Origin of the sequence: Brevibacillus sp. AF8 (assembly GCF_021270385.1) — a bacterium.
Taxonomy (GTDB): domain Bacteria; phylum Bacillota; class Bacilli; order Brevibacillales; family Brevibacillaceae; genus Brevibacillus.
In genome coordinates this window covers 75709-93506 of the sequence record NZ_JAGQDN010000025.1, presented here as the reverse complement: position 1 = coordinate 93506, position 17798 = coordinate 75709, and the positions used below count along the sequence as shown (strand labels likewise).

General features: G+C 46.9%; 15 protein-coding genes and 1 riboswitch. All 15 genes read left to right on the top strand.

The window, feature by feature from the left end:
• The first annotated feature begins 1140 nt into the window (after positions 1–1140).
• Positions 1141–2088, top strand: coding sequence for an accessory Sec system S-layer assembly protein (locus KB186_RS24830; RefSeq protein ID WP_232774575.1), 948 nt, complete (start codon positions 1141–1143; stop codon positions 2086–2088).
• Positions 2089–2178: 90 nt separating this feature from the next.
• Positions 2179–3126, top strand: coding sequence for an SLAP domain-containing protein (locus KB186_RS24825; RefSeq protein ID WP_221867373.1), 948 nt, complete (start codon positions 2179–2181; stop codon positions 3124–3126).
• A 41-nt stretch (positions 3127–3167) separates the two neighbouring features.
• On the top strand, positions 3168–4163 hold the full coding sequence (locus tag KB186_RS24820) for an SLAP domain-containing protein (protein ID WP_232774574.1): 996 nt from the start codon (positions 3168–3170) through the stop codon (positions 4161–4163).
• 179 nt (positions 4164–4342) lie between these two features.
• The gene (locus KB186_RS24815) at positions 4343–6919 is read left to right on the top strand and encodes a S8 family peptidase (protein WP_221867374.1); all 2577 of its coding nucleotides are present in this window, start codon (positions 4343–4345) and stop codon (positions 6917–6919) included.
• Positions 6920–6980: 61 nt separating this feature from the next.
• Positions 6981–7082: riboswitch (SAM riboswitch) on the top strand.
• Between the two features lie 133 nt (positions 7083–7215).
• Positions 7216–8421 (top strand): methionine adenosyltransferase, encoded by a 1206-nt coding sequence (metK, locus tag KB186_RS24810; protein ID WP_015893578.1) that lies wholly within the window; start codon positions 7216–7218, stop codon positions 8419–8421.
• A gap of 151 nt (positions 8422–8572) precedes the next feature.
• Complete coding sequence (locus KB186_RS24805) at positions 8573–9589, top strand: polysaccharide deacetylase family protein (RefSeq protein ID WP_173612176.1); 1017 nt, start codon at positions 8573–8575, stop codon at positions 9587–9589.
• Positions 9586–10728: a sensor histidine kinase gene (locus KB186_RS24800; RefSeq protein WP_047069765.1), complete on the top strand. Its 1143-nt coding sequence runs from the start codon at positions 9586–9588 to the stop codon at positions 10726–10728. The genes KB186_RS24805 and KB186_RS24800 overlap by 4 nt, the downstream gene beginning before the upstream one ends.
• A gap of 33 nt (positions 10729–10761) precedes the next feature.
• A complete protein-coding gene (locus KB186_RS24795; RefSeq protein ID WP_015893575.1) occupies positions 10762–11469 on the top strand; it encodes a response regulator in 708 nt (235 codons plus the stop codon).
• Positions 11470–11539: 70 nt separating this feature from the next.
• The gene (locus tag KB186_RS24790; RefSeq protein ID WP_173612244.1) at positions 11540–11905 is read left to right on the top strand and encodes a glycosyltransferase family A protein; all 366 of its coding nucleotides are present in this window, start codon (positions 11540–11542) and stop codon (positions 11903–11905) included.
• A gap of 147 nt (positions 11906–12052) precedes the next feature.
• Entirely contained in the window at positions 12053–14041 is a 1989-nt protein-coding gene (locus KB186_RS24785; RefSeq protein ID WP_232774572.1) for an ATP-dependent helicase ComFA, read from the top strand.
• Entirely contained in the window at positions 14038–14817 is a 780-nt protein-coding gene (locus KB186_RS24780) for a ComF family protein (protein WP_232774570.1), read from the top strand. The genes KB186_RS24785 and KB186_RS24780 overlap by 4 nt, the downstream gene beginning before the upstream one ends.
• An 87-nt stretch (positions 14818–14904) precedes the next feature.
• Entirely contained in the window at positions 14905–15333 is a 429-nt protein-coding gene (locus KB186_RS24775) for a TIGR03826 family flagellar region protein (protein WP_221867377.1), read from the top strand.
• Positions 15334–15443: 110 nt separating this feature from the next.
• A complete protein-coding gene (gene flgM, locus KB186_RS24770) occupies positions 15444–15719 on the top strand; it encodes a flagellar biosynthesis anti-sigma factor FlgM (protein WP_016742371.1) in 276 nt (91 codons plus the stop codon).
• Between the two features lie 71 nt (positions 15720–15790).
• On the top strand, positions 15791–16282 hold the full coding sequence (locus tag KB186_RS24765) for a flagellar protein FlgN (RefSeq protein WP_142065939.1): 492 nt from the start codon (positions 15791–15793) through the stop codon (positions 16280–16282).
• Between the two features lie 12 nt (positions 16283–16294).
• Positions 16295–17782 (top strand): flagellar hook-associated protein FlgK, encoded by a 1488-nt coding sequence (gene flgK, locus KB186_RS24760; RefSeq protein ID WP_173612181.1) that lies wholly within the window; start codon positions 16295–16297, stop codon positions 17780–17782.
• Positions 17783–17798: the final 16 nt, after the last annotated feature.

Sequence of the window (17798 nt, the reverse complement as noted above, 5' to 3'; positions counted from 1 at the left end):
TTCCATCAACTTCTTTGTTGAATTTAACTTCAACAGTTGTACCGTTAATAGCACTAACCCTTACAATAATTTCTAATTGTTCACCAATTCCAGCAAATCACGTCCTACCAGTATTTTCATAGTGTCCATGTTACCCATCATTTGTAGAAAAAAGGAATATAGATGTAGCTGATTGCTAAGTAATGGAAATCCCCACAATATGGAAGTGTAGTTTTGCCTTTGGAAGTTGATGGTTTGAAAAAATAGCAAAATAAAACTGGTAAAATTAAATAGGACCACTCTATTAACGAATAGTCCTCTAACCTAGTAGTAAAAGCTCATCCTTAGGCAGGATAGGCTTTTTGTTTTTGTTGGTACGAATAATACATGTACAAAAATGTTTAAAGTTTCCATAATCAACAACGACGTTATCACTTATGCAGTCATGGAGGAGGTAAACGAAATGATTGAAAAGGACAAATCATCCTTATAATAGAAGGAACTGAAAAAATCCATTTGTCCAAGTCAAGGTACATCAGATTGAAGGTATAGGTGGGGGCAATAACCATCCAAGAATTGCAGGCGGAAGAGTCAGGAAGAATAGAACTCGGAAATTAGCATATAAGAAAGAGCCTGTCGCTTCGTATAGGCTCTTTCCTGTAATCCACATAAAAAAAACCAACTGCACAAGACAGTTGGCCAAAAAGAAATTCCCCAAGTTATTTGTTTAGACCCTTACATTTTATCAATAATAAACAACGTTGTAAACTTTAACTCATTATGGAAATGTTATACACAAAATCTCTGACATCTCGATAGCATAAAAATTTTTTCTTCATTAGATATGCAACGAAGACACGGTGAGCGCTCAAAGGTGTTGGCACGGTATAGACGGACTAAGAAACGGTCCTTGAGGCTGCGAGCAAACCAGGCTCTCCGTTTTTGTCCCACCGCCCATCCTTCCATTCCTTGACATCCCCTGCTGCGTACGGGTATCCTAACATAACTAACAGTACGAATAGGGCAATGAAAAGGTTGCAAAAGCCGTTTGTTTTCTGCTTGGAATGCCAAGTTTTCTATGTTGCAAAAGGATGTCACTATGCTATAGTGGATGACGAATGTAACTATATATAGATGTAGAGAAAAGTTGGGAGCGACGATATGTTATCCTTCTTGAAAAATTTAATGGGGAATAAACCAACAACCAACGAGGTAAGAGAGCAGGTGCAGGAGGAATCAATCCTTTCCGCTGCTGATACCGAACAGTCACATCAGAAAGAACAACAGGTACAGGTTGAATCAACTGGCGTCACAACAACACTCTCTCTGCATGAATCTTGGGAGAGTCAGCTGAGTGCGCAAGAGAAATACTCGCTCTCCTTTATGGCTCAGGAACTGGAACCGTTGCAGCCAGGAAATATCTCCTTGGCAGGGACTTCACTCGTTCCGCATGATGACGGGATTGAAGTGGTAGCCTTCGTCCGGAACAGCACGGATCGTCCAATCAGCCTAAATGAGATGACACTGGTGGTACTGTTTGGGGATCAGGAGTTGTTTACTCGCCAATCCTTTGATTTGAGTGAGCTCGGAGAAATTCCGCCGCGTTCCGCAAGACCGTGGTCGTTTGTATTTGCCAGAGAGCACTTTTTACAAGTTGAAGTTCTTCTCGTGAATTGGAAGATTGCTTTTGAAATGGCGCAGAAGAAGATGGTCCTTCCACAGCAGCTGGAGCTGGAGGAATCCTGGATTAAGGCGCTGACAGATGAACAAAAAACGGCCTTAATTGAATTAGCGAAGAACCTCCCCGCTCTAAAAGAGGGAGAAGTAAATATACAAAGTGTGCAGATTCGTAGAACCGAAAGTGGTGCTCTGAATGCGATGCTTTTGATTCGCAATGGCTCTACACAGTCGCTGTCCTTCGAAACGTTGCCGCTGGCGCTGTATGATGCAAGCGGAGATAAAGTGGCAGAGGGCCTGTTTGAACTAGGAAGCCTGACTGTAAATGCCAATACGAGCAAGCCATGGCTGTTTATTTTCCCGCCTGAGAGCATTCAAAAGGAAGAGCTCGACTTGTCCCGTTGGAAAGTGAGCGTTCCCCAAGGAGCCTAATGCAAGAGAGCAAATTTGCATGGGCTAGTCAAAAAAGTTTATCATGATAAGAGAGCTTCGTTCGTGTTCGGACGTGTGAGGAGGTAGTCTATGTTTTCCTTTATGAAGAATTTATTAGGTAAGGATCAACAGGATCTGAAAAAAGATATTCAAGAAGAGTCTGCCATCGATGTTGCTGAATTGAAAAACACCGAGGTCGAAATGGAGAGCAACGAGCAACAGGAAGAGTCTGTAGGTGGGGTAGAAAAAATCCGTACGGAATTGTCTCTGAGCCCGATTTGGGAGAGCGAGCTGGATTCCGAGAAAAAGTATACGCTTCGCTTTTTGCAAGAAGAATTGCCTGAGATGCGTAAAGGCATGATTAGCGTAACGGGATTCAGTATGATTCCCCAGCCAAACGGCATGACGGTAGCGATGTTCTTCCGTAACTCCACGAATAAGCCAGTGCGGATTAAAAACGTTGGGTTAGCGATTTATCTTGATGATAAGGCGTTTGCAAGGATCAAGGTGGATTTGTCTGATATGGGCGCAATTCCGCCTCATACCAGCCGTCCGTGGGAAGTATTGTTCCCGGAAGAAAGCTATCTGCATGAAAACTTCACCTTTAAACGCTGGAAAGTGGTTATGAAGGCGGGGAGAAATTCGCATGTATGGCCTCGTAATCTGGAGCTCGATCCCGAAATGGAAAAGCGCATGACCGATCGCCAAAAGGATCGTCTGGAAGCGTTGACGCAGTCTTTGCCAGTGATTCCGATTAATACGGTACAGGTTACTGGTTTTGACATCGGTATGACAAAGGAAGGACATTTGGTAGCAGCGATGCTCTTCCGCAATGGGATGGCTCACGAATACCGTCCAGATGAAATCAAGCTGACAATTGCTGATGCAAATGGTGATCTGGTAGCAACAGGTGTACTGGACGCAAGCAGCATTAATGTGAAGCCGGGCCACAGCCGTCCGTGGATGATTGTATTCCCGCCAAATTTAGTGAAAAAGCCTGATGCCGACCTGAAAAGATGGACGCTTGAGGTAGAATAGAGCGCAATACTTTTGAGGTGTGGGAAAGAGGAGGTTGACTTATGAGTTGGTTATTGGAAAATTGGTTTGGTTCCAAGGAGAGCCTGGAACAAGTACGCGAAGATATTCATGAGAATCTTCATAGAGAGTTTTACTTGGGTGTATCTGGATTGGAGAATCCGCAACAATCTGCGAACCGTGTGGAATCCAAGGAACTGTTTTTGGTGCTGGACGGTCCGTGGGATGATCAATTGGACGAAGCGGAGCATGAGCTCTTGCAATACGCGCATGATGAAATGCCCCCGGTTGTTCGTAACGAATTAGGTATCATTCCTTTCTTCACACAGGTTACCAATGATGGTTACTTGGTTCTTACCTACGTTCGCAATGCGACTGACCGCAGCATTTTGCTGCAAAAGCTTCCGTTGTCTTTGGTGACGGAGGATGGAGAGGAAGTCGCGAGAAAGACTTTTGATCTGATTACATCTGGTCCAGTGATGGAAATGTCCAGCCGTCCGATGGAATTCATGTTCCGCTGGGATGAGTTCGACCGTATTCCTGAAAAAGAGGTTCCTCTGAAGCTGACCTATATCAAGCCGAAAAAGCACGAAGTAGAAGAGAATCAAAACTTTAATTTGGGTCTGAGTGCAGATGAGTCCAAGCAATACATGCAGCAGGCAGCAGAGAAGGCTCCGATTGTAGAGGGCGAAGTAGATTTGCAAGTTCTCGACATCAAGCCAGGTGAAGATAACGGCCTGAAAGTCATCGTTGCTTTCCGCAACGGTCTGGCAAAACGTCTGGAGTTTACCGAAGTACCGATTATCGTTCATGATAAGGATGGCGATACCGTTGCACGTGTACACTTCACCTTGGAAAACATGAAGGTAGAAGCAAATAGCCATCGTGTATGGGCATTTGATATTCCGTTCTCCTCCATTAAAAAGGAAGAGGTAAATCTGGCGGAACTGACTGCTTTTATTCCAAAAGCTCAGCAAAGAAAAAAAGAAAAAGCTCAGGTAGCACCTGAAGTGGAAGACAATAAAGGTTTGTTACAGTAAGGAGAAAACCCTTTTTGCCCATGGTGAAAAGGGTTTTGTACTGTTATAACGTTCCAAATATTGGCTAATCAGGGTTGCGTGTCTCCCTTTTCATCCGCTATGCTAGGACGAGAAGATAAATACCTGAATTCCTTTTAGACTGCTGATTTTGCAGGGGAGAGAAGGAAGGACTGTTTTACATGAAAAAATCAGTGAACATAACAGTAGCGACTGCGATAAGTGTCGCGCTAATGATGGCAAACCACCAAACAATTTATGCTGCAGCACCACCAGCATCGAATGACTACTATTTGAGTAACCAGCTTCACTTGAATCAGATTAGAGCTCAGCAAGCCTGGTCAGTCGTAAATAGTAATGAACAGATTATCATCGCGGTGCTCGACTCTGGTGCAGATTATAAGCATCCTGATTTGAAGGACAACCTTCTGCCGGGTGTGAATCTGGTCAATCCCGGGAGATCGGCCCAGGACGATAACGGACATGGAACAGAAGTAACGGGTGTACTGGCTGCCAGTGGGAATAACAGCATTGGTGTATCCGGTGTCTTGTGGAATGCGAAGATTTTGCCGATTAAAGTTTTGGCCAAAAATGGAGATACTACGGTACAGACTCTTGCTAAGGGTATTAATACTGCCTTGGATCGTGGCGCCAAAGTCATTGTGATGTCTCTTAGCAGTATGTCCTACTCCAAGGAGCTGGCGAATGCTGTGCAACGAGCGGAAAGAAGCGGAGCTGTTCTGATTGCAGCTAGTGGCAATGAGAGTAGCCGAGTGGCTTTTCCGGCAGCCTATCCCACGGTGATAGCGGTAGGGGCTGTGAGGAGTAACAATGAAGTGCTGTATCAAAGCAATACGGGACCTGAGCTTAACCTGGTAGCGCCTGGTTTCAATGTTTATACGACCAAGCTAGGGGGGAAATACGGTTCTTTTAGCGGGACTTCAGCAGCGGCACCACAAGTTGCGGGGGCAGCGGCGCTCATACTAGCTCGTCATCCCAAACTAAGTCCATTTGATGTAAGACAATTGCTTTATCAAACGGCTACCGACTTAGGGGAAAAGGGATGGGACCGGAAAACGGGCTACGGGTTGTTAAATGTCGACAAGGCAGTTCGAACGCCTTTATCCTATGACTTTTTAGAGCCGAATAATCAGACCTACTCAGCTAAGGCGTTCCCGATCGAGTCTCAGATACGTGGAAATTTGGGACCAAAAGACACGATAGACTGGCTGAAGATGGACATCCCTTACGATGGGAAGGTCAGCTTCACAGCATCAGTGACTTCCGGTATTTCTTCAGCGATGGCAGCTACTTTTTACCCAGAGAATCGTCCGCCGATTACGCAGTACTTCGGGAATGGGGATACGATAACGGTCCCAGTTAAAGCGGGAAAAATGAATATCCGGTTAATGCGTAACGGAGGGGTCAACAACGCTTTTACTTACGTGTTGACGAGTAAGTTTACCATCAATCCGGACCGTAACGAACCGAACGATACGCAAGAGACGGCAAGGCCGCTCGTAGGCAACCAAATCAGTGTAACAGGCAATTTTCACGATGAAGGGGATCAGGATTGGTTCTCCTACTATGTTCGTGAATACGGGCATTTGGATGTCTCCGTTAGTCCTGATAACAAGCGTGTCGATCTATTGCTGAGTATCGGTAAACAAGAGGTCGGAAAAAAGATGGTTGTCTGGGACCCTAACTACGATAATGGAACAAAAGATAATCCGACAGAGCGCGTTCAAAAAGAAGTGTCACCAGGCAAGTATTACATCCGTGTGAGTGAGTACAATCGCAATGCGGTGAATGGCGAATATCAGCTGGATCTGGGATACACGCCAGTAAAAAAAGATTTTAATGAGCCGAATGACACCTACCAAAAAGCGTCTCCGCTAAGCGGGGGGACAGTGATGTCAGGGACGATACCGACAGCTACTGATTCCGACTGGTTCCAATTTACTGTGAATAGTGAATCGTATGTGACGTTCCGAGCGCCATACATTCCTGTCGATAGCGGCTTTCGTTTCGCGCTCTACAGCGATCGAAACATGAACTATGCGATTGCTTCGACGAATGAGGTAGCGGAGCTGTCTAATCGAGGAAACGATATTATCGGTTTGCGTCTGCAGCCAGGAAAATATTATGTGCGCCTTAATAGCGGTACTTCGTTCAAATATGAATCGTACCGACTCACGGTGACGCAGCAAAAATTGATAGCCGGCTATCGCGATATTTCGGACCACTGGGCGCGCTCAGAGATCGTCAGACTCAGCTCACGCGATATTGTAAATGGATTTAATGATGCGTCGTTCAAGCCGAATCAGGCAGTGACCCGTGCAGAGTTTGCGACCATGCTGCTTAAATCGATGCGTGCGACCGGTTCCAAGGTAGCGACTACCTATACAGGAAAAACGACCTTCCGGGATATGCCAAAGCGGCACTGGGCGTATCACAACCTGGGTGTAGCCTACCAATTGGGAATTTTGAAAGGGTATCCGAAGAATGAAATGAAGCCGGATCAGCCGATATCGCGTGCAGAGATGGCGGTAATGATCGCGCGAGCACGTAATGTGTTGATGTATAACCGTGGTACTTCCAATTATCAGGATGTGCCAACGAGTCACTGGGCTTCTCCTGCTATTGAGGCTTTGACATCAAGAAATTGGGTTAATGGGTACGGTTCTTCCTTTAAACCGAATGGAAGGGCAACTCGTGCCGAGGTAGTAGTGGTACTTTCCAAGGCCTATCAACTATAAGTAAAATTTTTCCTATTGACATCTCTGAAAAAAACAATTATTCTATTATCCGTAATGGATACTCTTATCCAGAGCAGGCGGAGGGACTGGCCCTATGAAGCCCGGCAACCGATCTAGAGCGGTGCTAACCAGCAGAACGGACATCTGTTCTGGCCGATAAGAGGATGAAGGAAGCAAAAAACGCTCAAACCTTTTCCTCCTAAAAAATGGAAAAGGTTTTTTATTTGCGTTTACGTAGATAAAATCCTGACTCGGCTACCACACTATTTGTATGAGGTCAAAGGAGGTATTTTCTCATGGCTTTGCAAAAAGGTCGTCGTCTGTTTACATCCGAATCTGTAACTGAAGGACATCCGGATAAAATTTGTGACCAAATTTCCGACTCCATCTTGGATGCGATCCTGTCCAAAGATCCTAACGCTCGCGTAGCTTGCGAAACTTCCGTAACTACTGGTTTGGTTCTCGTAGCAGGTGAAATCACTACAAACACTTATGTGGATATCCAAAAGCTCGTTCGTGAAACCATTCGTGAAATCGGTTATGACCGTGCGAAATTCGGTTTTGACGCTGACACTTGCGGTGTTATTACTGCAATTGGCGAGCAGTCCGCTGACATTGCACTTGGTGTAGACCAAGCGTTGGAAGCGCGCGAAGGCAAAATGACTGACGCTGAGATCGAAGCTATTGGTGCTGGTGACCAAGGTTTGATGTTTGGTTTTGCTTGCAATGAAACACCTGAGCTGATGCCACTTCCGATCAGCATGTCCCACCAATTGGCTCGTCGTCTGACTGAAGTGCGTAAAAACGGAACACTTGCTTACCTCCGTCCTGACGGAAAAACACAAGTAACCGTTGAGTACGATGGCGACAAACCAGTTCGCATCGATACAATCGTTATCTCTACCCAACATGCTCCTGAAACAACTTTGGAGCAAATCAAGCAAGATCTGGTTGAACACGTAATCAAACCAGTTGTTCCAGCTGAACTGTTGGACGCTGAAACCAAATACTTCATCAACCCAACTGGCCGTTTCGTAATTGGCGGACCACAAGGGGATGCTGGCTTGACTGGCCGCAAAATCATCGTAGATACTTACGGCGGTTATGCTCGTCATGGCGGCGGTGCGTTCTCCGGTAAAGATCCAACAAAAGTTGACCGTTCCGGTGCTTACGCAGCTCGTTATGTAGCGAAAAACATTGTGGCTGCTGGCCTCGCAGACAAATGCGAAGTACAAGTTGCTTACGCAATTGGTGTAGCACAGCCAGTTTCCATCGCAGTAGATACTTTCGGTACAGGTACTATTTCCGAAGAAGCTCTGGTGAAATTGGTTCGCAAACACTTCGACCTGCGTCCTGCTGGTATCATCAAGCAACTCGACCTGCGTCGTCCTATCTACAAACAAACAGCTGCATATGGCCACTTCGGACGCAATGACCTGAATGTTCCTTGGGAGCAAACAGACAAAGCAGAAGTTCTGAAGCAAGAGGCTGCTCAACTGTAATATTGCTGAATGACATAAAAAGAGCCTGGTATTGCTACTGGGCTCTTTTTCATGTTAGGTGCAAAGTCATCCAATTATTGGGTCAATTGTTGCACAGGAATTTGTAGGACTGTGTCGAATCTCCTAGTGAGGAAGTAGAGGAGGGGTTTTTTTGCCGAACAGAAGGCTCTTCCTGATCGTGTTTCTTACTTTTTTGTTTTTTGCAGTGGCTATTGGGTTGTTAGGCGAATCTTTTCTGGAAAAAAAGAATAAACAAGAAGTGCAACCTTTTCCCCAAGTGGATACGTCTATAAGCATAAGTGAGACAAAAAATGCTGAGCCAAACGTCACACCAATTGAAGAAGCAGCGGTTCAAACGAAAAAGTGGTATAACAATCAGGTTGTGGTTTTGACGTACCATCATGTCACGGATCAATCGAATCAGCGGTATGTCATAGCTCCTGATCAATTTGCCCGACACATGAAATTTTTGCATGATAACGACCTGAATCCGATTTCGTTGGAGGAGTTCCTGCGATTTATGGAGACGGGTACCTTACCGACTGAGAATGCTGTTTTGATTACGTTTGACGATGGGTATGAGAGTTACTACAAAGAAGCATTTCCGATCTTACGTACATACGGCTACCCTTCAGTGAACTTCGCGATTGCGGGGCGCTTAAGAGATGTAGCTGACCGAAAACGGGAGAATATGACGCCACCACTTACGCGTCAACAAGTTAACGAAATGATTCATTCGGGACTGGTTACGATCGGGTCCCATACGTACAGTCTGCATGAAGAGGAAGAACGAAATGAGTGGGGCGATCTTGGCCCAGAAACAGCTCCGGTCTATCTGAAGGACTTGCATCGTTTAGAGGACGAGAAAGAGTACAGAGACCGCCTCTATGTGGATTTTAGTATATCTCGCGTCAGTTTAAGCGAATGGATGAAGCAAGAGATCGAAGTTATCTCCTTGCCGTTTGGCTTCACAAGTCCAATCGTACTGGAGACAGCTCGTCAAGCTGGCTATCGCTATGTATTTACATCCAATCGTGGATTCGTTAAACAAGGAACAGATCCGTTTGCCATTCCGCGCAATGACATGGGACTGCGAGATGTAGAAGAAGAGCACCTCCAACAGTTGTTCACGAAGGCTAAAAAAGAGTTTGAAGGAGAGCAATCATGAACAAAGCGATAGACATCAGCGTGCTGGACGGGGTGATCAAGCGAACGATTGAAACCGTAGAAACGAGTAAAACCCAAATATTTGATATAGCTGAAAACGCCAGACAGCATGGCAACTCATTGAAGTTTGATTTACATGAACTTCGACAAGAGATTTCCAAAGTAATTCAAAAAGTTGATGCGCTTGAACTGGCGTATCGCAAATCGCGCAACAAGCTCGTGCTGGTCAGTCGTAATTTTCATATGTACACGGAGGAGGATATCCGGGTTGCGTATGAAGAGGCGAGCCGAATTCAGGTAGAACTGTCCATTTACCGCGAGCGGGAAAACAATTTGAAGCGCAGAAGAAATGATTTGGAGCGTCAGCTGCGTACCTTGGAAGAAACCATCGTCCGTGCGGAAAAGCTGGTTTCTCAAATGGGCGTCGTGCTTGGTTACTTGACGGGTGACTTAAGCAAGATAGGTGAGGCGCTGGAATCGGCTAAGCAGCATCAGTTGATGGGCCTAAAGGTCATCCAGGCTCAAGAAGAAGAGCGCAAGCGTGTCGCGCGCGAGATTCACGACGGTCCAGCTCAATCGATGGCGAATGTCGTGTTGCGTTCGGAAATTGTAGAGCGCATGTTGAAAAACGAGCGCATTTTGGAAGCGCAAATGGAACTTCACGAGCTGAAAGAAATGGTACGCTTGAGCTTGGCAGATGTTCGACGTATTATTTTTGATTTGCGGCCAATGGCATTAGATGACTTAGGGCTAGTACCTACCTTGCAAAAATATATTCAAACGTGCGAAGAGCGTATTCAGTCTTCCATCGATCTGGTAGTATTTGGTGTGGAGCCTCCTTTGCGCAGTTCGGTAAAGGCTGCGATCTTCCGTTTGGTTCAGGAATGCCTGAACAATGTGGAGAAGCACGCAGGCGCTACGACCGTACAAGTGAAGCTGGAATTTGTACAAGATTCGTTAAGCCTTGTCGTAAAAGACGATGGGGTAGGATTCGATCTGGAAAAACGCATGGCGAATGGCAACTCTTTTGGACTCTTGGGAATGCGTGAGCGTGTACAGCTCTTAGAGGGCAGTGTCGAGCTGCAATCTGCTCCGGGAGAGGGAACCAAGGTTATATTCCAAATACCGATAAAATTGTGACGTGATACGTAAATAAGTACTGGGGGATGAACCATGGATAAGAGACAGCAAGAACTCCGCATCGTAATTGTGGATGACCATCAATTATTTCGCGAAGGCGTAAAGCGAATATTGGAAATGGAAGAAGATTTCAAGGTCGTCGGGGAAGGTGCGGACGGAGGAGAAGCCACAGTATTGGCGGAAGAGCACAAGCCGGATGTCTTGTTGATGGATATTAACATGCCGAACATAAATGGCGTTTCTGCTGCAGAAAATGTGATTTCTGTTAGCCCTTCTACTCGTGTGATTATGCTCTCGATTCATGATGATGAGGGTTATGTGTATCGTACACTTCGCGCTGGAGCGTCTGGCTACCTGCTGAAGGAAATGGGAACGTCAGACCTCGTTGACGCTGTGCGTGTAGTGGCGAGTGGTGGTGCTTACATACATCCGAAGGTGACGGGCAAGCTGATTGAAGAATTCCGTCGTCTGAGCGAGCAGGAAGGGACCGCCGAGCGTAGCTTCTCCGTAGATGAGTCACAAGCTATCGATCCAAAAGTGATCGAGTCGCTTACCCGTCGCGAGCGGGAAGTATTGCAGCTGATGGCTGAAGGGAAAAGTAATCGTGCCATTGGGGAATTCCTGTTTATTAGTGAAAAGACAGTTAAAAATCACGTCAGCAGCATTCTGCAAAAGCTTAATGTTCAAGACCGGACACAAGCGGTTGTCATCTCCATTAAAAACGGCTGGGTGAAATTGTAGGAAGCGCTTCCTATTTGCACGCTGTTCAAGCCGTGCGGCATACCTTGGTATAGGAGGAGGTATGACCGTGATGGAAGAGCTGATTGTATGGCTTTTGGCAGCATTTGGCTGCTCCTCTTTGCTGGTAATGATCGCAGAGCGCTGGACCAATCGGACAGATAGCGTGAGCGAGCTCCCGCATGAGCATTATCGGTTGCTGGTGCGCAATTCGGAACAGGTGCTGGAACGTGTAGTGAGGAGTCTGCTGTTTCGCTCGTATTGGAGTGGCAGACCGATCCGAATTACCTTGATAGATGATGGATCTGACGATGATACGAAACGGATGACAGCCGTCTTGAATCGTTATCCGTACGGCTATTGTTTAGGAGACGTACAGGAAGAGATAGCGGCTGGAACCATTGTCATTGATCTGCGGGAGAATAAAGAGGGAGCATAAAAGTTTGCTGAGCGTAAATATTATGAGCTGTCGACAATAGATCGGCGGCTTTTTTATTTTTTACGACCTGATTTTGGCTCTGAAATTTATTTGCTGGACCAGTCTGTCTTTTTGCACACTAAGAGCAAGAAGGCGAGGAGTGAGCGTATGCGTGAGTATTTGCTGTATATCAAAGCTTGCGACGGATCCATACCACAGGTGCAGACTTATGTTACGCCAAGCTTTTCTGTAGATCGGTCTTTTTGGCAGGAGAGAGAAGGGTGTGTTTTGCATGTCATCGGGAAGACCTCGTCGCTTGCTCTTGCTTTTTCCTTGCGAGCAAAAGTGAACGGGTATTTGACGGATCAAATCGGTAAAGGACGGGTACTGACTGATGGATATGTAAAAGAGTTGAGAGCGCTGGCAGTAAGTAGCGTGTGCGAAGCGAGCAGCTTATATGGGCGGGAAGCAGTGAACATACAGGATCGCCGAGAGCATGGGTGGTTTTCTTGGGAGTCGGTTGAGGAGAGTGTGAAGGTTTCGTATCAAGGTGACAAAGAATCGGGGAAATTGCCGGGTGCTCAGTTGGGCTATTCGAGTGGTCGCGAACTTCTACAAAGGAGCTCCGCGTACGAGAATTTACAAAAAGCTGTTTTGAGCGAGATTTTGGATGGGCGTGCGCTTCTATGGGATGAAGTTGAGTCCTTGCTGAAAAAGCGAGGGGTGGACGTGCATGATTTACCAGCCACTTTGCATTCATTCGTGCTTGCAAACAAAGCAGAGTGGCGACCTGGTATTCGTTTTACCGTCACAAGAGGATGGTGGCGCAATCGGCTAGAGTTGGTCTGTGAGCGCTGCGGAAGTGCAGGAATGAAGGTGGAGATTACTTATTGTCATACGTGTGAGCAAGGTTGTGCTTATTGCACAGCTTGTTTAGGGATGGGCAGGAGTAAGTGTTGTACGCCGTATTTTTTAATGGATGTAGGGTCATCGCTAATCCGTAGCGCAGACCACTTGCAAAACGTGGCGAGATTGGAGTGGGTGGGACAGTATTCGGCAGATCAATCGCGGGCAGCTGACCGAGCGCGTAGCTTTGTAGCCAATCCGAGACCAGGGCTGTCTGAGTATTTGATTTGGGCGGTTTGTGGATCAGGAAAAACTGAGCTATTATTCCCTTCGATTACGGAGGCACTTGCTGCTGGCGGTCGCGTTCTGATTGCGACACCTCGAAAGGACGTCGTGTTGGAGCTGGCTCCGCGCATTAAGCGAGTCTTTCCGGGGGCTAAAGTGATTGCCGTCCATGGTTCGAGCGCGGAAAAGTGGGAAGAAAGTGACATCACGATTGCGACCACGCATCAGGTCATGCGCTATCATCGACGTTTTTTGCTGGTGGTTCTCGACGAAGCCGACGCGTTCCCTTATCATAATGATCCCATTTTGTATCGCGCGCTATCCAGAGCAGTGAAAAAGAATGGGAAGCTCCTTTACTTAAGCGCGACACCTCCGGAATATTTGCAAAAGCGGCTCGTTAGAAAAGGGCGTTCAAGCCTAGGCTCCTCTGGCGCGATACCGCTATTCTCTGATACACATGTTCTGTTGCCTGGACGCTATCATGGTGCTGCGCTTCCTGTCCCCAAGATTCTCACGGTACAAGGCTTACATAAGCGCGTTCAGACGAATCGAGCAGTGGCACCGCTAATTGACACGGTCAACAACTCCTTGAATGAAGACCGGCAAGTATTTGTTTTTGTCCCTCGAGTTGATGAAATTGACAGGATGCTATCATACCTTCAAAAGTGGCTTCCTGCTCACGCAGGGGAGATGGCAGGAGTCCACGCGGCAGACCCTTTGCGGGAGGAGAAGGTACTCGCATTTCGAGAAAAACGGTATACCGTCATGGTGACGACGACAATTCTGGAGCGGGGTGTGACCATACCGAAGAGTGACGTTGTAGTGGTAGGTGCGGAGGCACCCGTTTTTGACGAGGCGTCATTGGTTCAGATAGCAGGGCGAGTAGGACGATCCGTTGAGGATACGTCGGGTAGCGTTCTATTTTTGCAAGCAGAACGCTCTACTTCTCCAAAGCGGGCTGTCAGACAGATTTCACAGATGAACTGCTTGGCTCAAAAGCTCGCGGAACAAAGAGGCCTTTCATGACCAGTTGGATGTGTGTTCGTTGTGGTGGGCGTATCGTAGCATCCCTAAAGGAATCGGTCGCTCGAGAAAAAGCGCGACAGCTATCAGACCAGGCGGGCTATCCGATCACCTATCGTATGTTAAAAGGGATTATGTTATGTGGAGCTTGCCTTGATGCTTTGCCGTTGATTGGGCATGATATTTGCCAGCGGTGCGGGCGGGATAGGGAATTTCAGGATAATATCAGCCACGAAGGGTTGTGCAGGGATTGTGTTCATGGAGAAGATGGTCAGAGTTTGGTCGCAAATCGGAGCCTGCTTCGCTACGAAAAGGGAGAGAGGGATTTGCTCGGATTGTTTAAATACCGCGGTGATGAGCGGCTAGCTTCATACTACGGTACACTTCTCGCCATTACCGTTCAGCGTTATTACAAGTCTATGGGGTTTACCTGTATCACGACGGTTCCTCTGCATCCGCAGCGATTACGGGAACGCGGCTTTAATCAGGTTGATTTGCTGGCTCGTCATTTAGGAGCAGCAATCAAAATTCCTGTAAAACCGTTGCTGCTCCGGGCGAGGGACACCCCAAAGCTGAGTAAGCAAAAAGGGCGCGCTGCACGTCACGAAAGCATGCACGGAGCTTTTGTGTGGAATGGTCAGGATATGCCCACTGCTGCTAAAATCCTGCTCCTTGACGATATTTATACAACTGGTTCGACGTTGCGTTCGTGCGCGAGGACAATCAGAGAACATTTGAGGCCAAGCTGCGAGATGTACTCCTTGACAATATACCGATAGCCAGTTTGGAAAAATTAAGCTATGATGTATGCATACAACGGATGCGGAACCGTATGAACTTTCTGAACGGAAAAGGGGTTGTCCGATATGTCTATGGGCAAGTTGGCAAACTGCTCGCGGTGTGATGCTGTATTTGTACAAGCAGTCCGTGACATTTGCCCCAAATGCTATAAAGAAGTGGAACAAGAATATGAGGCATGCGCCCAGTATTTGCGTAAGCGTGAAAATCGCGGATCGAATATTCATCAAGTGAGCGAAGCCACCGGCGTGAGCGTGAGGCAAATCACGAAGTTTATTAAAGAAGGGCGTATTTCGGTTGCGGGAAATCCCAATCTTGGTTATCCATGTGAGCGCTGCGGTTTTTTAATTCGAGTAGGTAATATTTGCGAATCTTGTCTAAAAGGCTTGAAGCATGAAATTACGCAACAACTCGAGGTAGAGCAACGTTTGGACGAATTCCAACGCGCCGAACTGGCTAATGCAGCTTATCGAAGAAAGCAGAATAGTGACGAATAGTTTTGTGCAAAAAAACTAATCGTACATGATGAAATTGCCGATGATACTACTAAGAGGTGTCATCGGTTTTTTCTATGAAAAGACCGTTGGTATGAGAGGATGGTAATCAGATGCGGATTAATGAACCTAACCGTGTCGGGATGATCAATGCTTACAACAAAACAGGCAACAATCAGGTAGGCAAAAGCGGCAAAATCCCGATGGGCAAGGATGAAGTAAACATTTCCACAGAAGCGCTGGAAATGCAAAAGCAAGTAGAAGATGTCAACTCTCCGCAACGTCGGGAAAAAGTGGAGCAGTTGAAGAAGCAAGTAGAGGAAGGAAAATATCACGTCTCAAGTGAGCGGATCGCTGATAAGCTCCTGTCCTTTTGGAAAAAGCTGTAACACAGATCAAAAGAGGGCTTTTTGAATAGCCTCTTTGAATAGTTTCGATGGAAGATGAGGAGAAGCAAGGAATGAACAGACTCTACGATCTGCTCGACAACTTGATCCAGTTGCACAAAGCCTTGTACACCTTAGCCATGCACAAGAAAGAAGTGCTGGTAAAAGGAAATGTGGATGAACTTATAGCCATTACACGCCAGGAGCAAAAACTGATCAAGGGCGTCACAGAAGCTGAAGCAGCCCGCCAGCAAGTCGTAAAAGAACTGACAGCACAGAAGGGCTTTGCGCTGCAAGAAGGCACACTGGCTGAATTGATCAAGTTGACGACCAGTGCGGAAGAGAAGATGCGACTCACTTCCTGTCGTAATGAGCTAAGCCGGATTGTGACTGAACTGCGGGATGCTAACGACCTGAATCAGCAGTTACTGGAGCAATCCCTTTCTTTTGTTAACATGACGCTCGACCTGATCACAGATACACCCGAGGACGACTACATCTACGGAAGGCCAACCTCGGATACGTACCGTCAGGCTAATCGAACATTTTTCAATAAAAAAGCGTAAAGAGGTGTCGAAATGCGCTCAACTTTTCATGGAATTGAAGTCAGCAAACGCGGCTTGTTCGCTCAACAGTCCGCGCTAAATACAACGGGCCACAATATCTCCAATGCGAATACGGAAGGCTACAGCCGCCAGCGCGTGAATATGCAGGCTACGAATGGTTTGCCTTATGTAGGGATGCAAGCGAGTATCGAGCCAGGGTTGCTCGGGACTGGGGTTCAAGCTACTAGTATCCAGCGTCTGCGGGAAGAGTTTCTGGATATTCAGTATCGGAATGAGTACAAACGTCAAGGTTACTGGGATGGGCGTTTGGAAACGTTGGAGAAATTGGAAGGCATCATGAACGAGCCGTCTGACACTGGTTTGCAAAAGGTTATGGACCAAATGTGGCAAGCATGGCAGGACTTGGCCAAAGACCCTACTGATACATCAGCTCGCGCAGTTGTTCGAGAACGAAGCAAGGCAGTAGCGGATACATTTAATACGCTGACCAATCATATTAAGGAAGTACAAACTGATCTCAATAACGTGGTCAATGTAAAATCAATGGAGATCAACTCCTTGGGCCAACAGATTGCAAACCTGAACAATCAGATTGCAAACGTTGTACCTCACGGCTATCAGCCAAATGATCTCTACGACCAGCGTGACGTGCTTTTGGACAAGCTCTCCAAGCTGGTGGAGGTCCGTGCGACTCAATCAACAGCGGGTATGGTTAACGTGACCATTGAAGGTCGGGAATTTGTTACTGGAATTACATCGCAGCCGGTAGCTACTGTACAGAATCCAGCTACGGGCATGAGTGACATGACGCTGGGCGGAGCGGCGTTTGTGCCGACAACCGGCTACATGGCAGGAACCCTCCAATCTCGTGATCAGATCGTGCCGGGCATGCTGAAACGCTTGGATGTTTTGGCGGTGAATCTGACGAAAGAAATTAATGATCTGCATCGGGCAGGACGAAGCTTGAGTGATATTAACAATGGGACTGTACAGGATTTGCCGTTCTTTGTGGATGCGAATTCACTGGCTGCTAACCCAGCAACCAAAAATTATCCAACGAGTGCATCTGGGATTGTCATTAATCCGGAAATTATGAAGAGCTTGGATGCGATTGCGGCTGCACAAGCAGAAGCAGGAGGCACCCCTGTAGGAAATAACAAGAGCGCTCTGGCTATTGCTTCAATTAAGTTCAAGGTACTGGCTGCCGGCACTGGACCTAACGATTTGGCTGAAAGCTCTACGCTGGATAATTACTATCGGTACACGATCAGCCAATTGGGAGTTGACGCCCAGGAAGCTGAGCGTAACCAATTAAACGCTGAAATGCTCGTGGGCACTGTTGACAACCAACGTCAATCAGTATCTGGCGTATCGATCGATGACGAAATGGCAGAAATGGTGAAATACCAGCATGCATACAGTGCTTCTGCTCGTGTCATGACAAGTATGGACGAAGTTTTGGACAAAGTCATCAACGGTATGGGCCGAGTGGGCCTCTAATTGGGAGGGAATAGAT

Excerpts from the sequence above, each read along its gene's own strand:
- KB186_RS24790 (WP_173612244.1), top strand. The coding sequence starts at position 11,540 with ATGGAAGAGCTGATTGTATGGCTTTTGGCAGCATTTGGCTGCTCCTCT.
- KB186_RS24800 (WP_047069765.1), top strand. The coding sequence starts at position 9,586 with ATGAACAAAGCGATAGACATCAGCGTGCTGGACGGGGTGATCAAGCGA.
- flgK (WP_173612181.1), top strand. The coding sequence starts at position 16,295 with ATGCGCTCAACTTTTCATGGAATTGAAGTCAGCAAACGCGGCTTGTTC.
- KB186_RS24795 (WP_015893575.1), top strand. The coding sequence starts at position 10,762 with ATGGATAAGAGACAGCAAGAACTCCGCATCGTAATTGTGGATGACCAT.
- KB186_RS24785 (WP_232774572.1), top strand. The coding sequence starts at position 12,053 with ATGCGTGAGTATTTGCTGTATATCAAAGCTTGCGACGGATCCATACCA.
- metK (WP_015893578.1), top strand. The coding sequence starts at position 7,216 with ATGGCTTTGCAAAAAGGTCGTCGTCTGTTTACATCCGAATCTGTAACT.
- KB186_RS24775 (WP_221867377.1), top strand. The coding sequence starts at position 14,905 with ATGTCTATGGGCAAGTTGGCAAACTGCTCGCGGTGTGATGCTGTATTT.
- KB186_RS24780 (WP_232774570.1), top strand. The coding sequence starts at position 14,038 with ATGACCAGTTGGATGTGTGTTCGTTGTGGTGGGCGTATCGTAGCATCC.
- KB186_RS24765 (WP_142065939.1), top strand. The coding sequence starts at position 15,791 with ATGAACAGACTCTACGATCTGCTCGACAACTTGATCCAGTTGCACAAA.
- KB186_RS24820 (WP_232774574.1), top strand. The coding sequence starts at position 3,168 with ATGAGTTGGTTATTGGAAAATTGGTTTGGTTCCAAGGAGAGCCTGGAA.
- KB186_RS24815 (WP_221867374.1), top strand. The coding sequence starts at position 4,343 with ATGAAAAAATCAGTGAACATAACAGTAGCGACTGCGATAAGTGTCGCG.
- KB186_RS24830 (WP_232774575.1), top strand. The coding sequence starts at position 1,141 with ATGTTATCCTTCTTGAAAAATTTAATGGGGAATAAACCAACAACCAAC.
- KB186_RS24825 (WP_221867373.1), top strand. The coding sequence starts at position 2,179 with ATGTTTTCCTTTATGAAGAATTTATTAGGTAAGGATCAACAGGATCTG.
- flgM (WP_016742371.1), top strand. The coding sequence starts at position 15,444 with ATGCGGATTAATGAACCTAACCGTGTCGGGATGATCAATGCTTACAAC.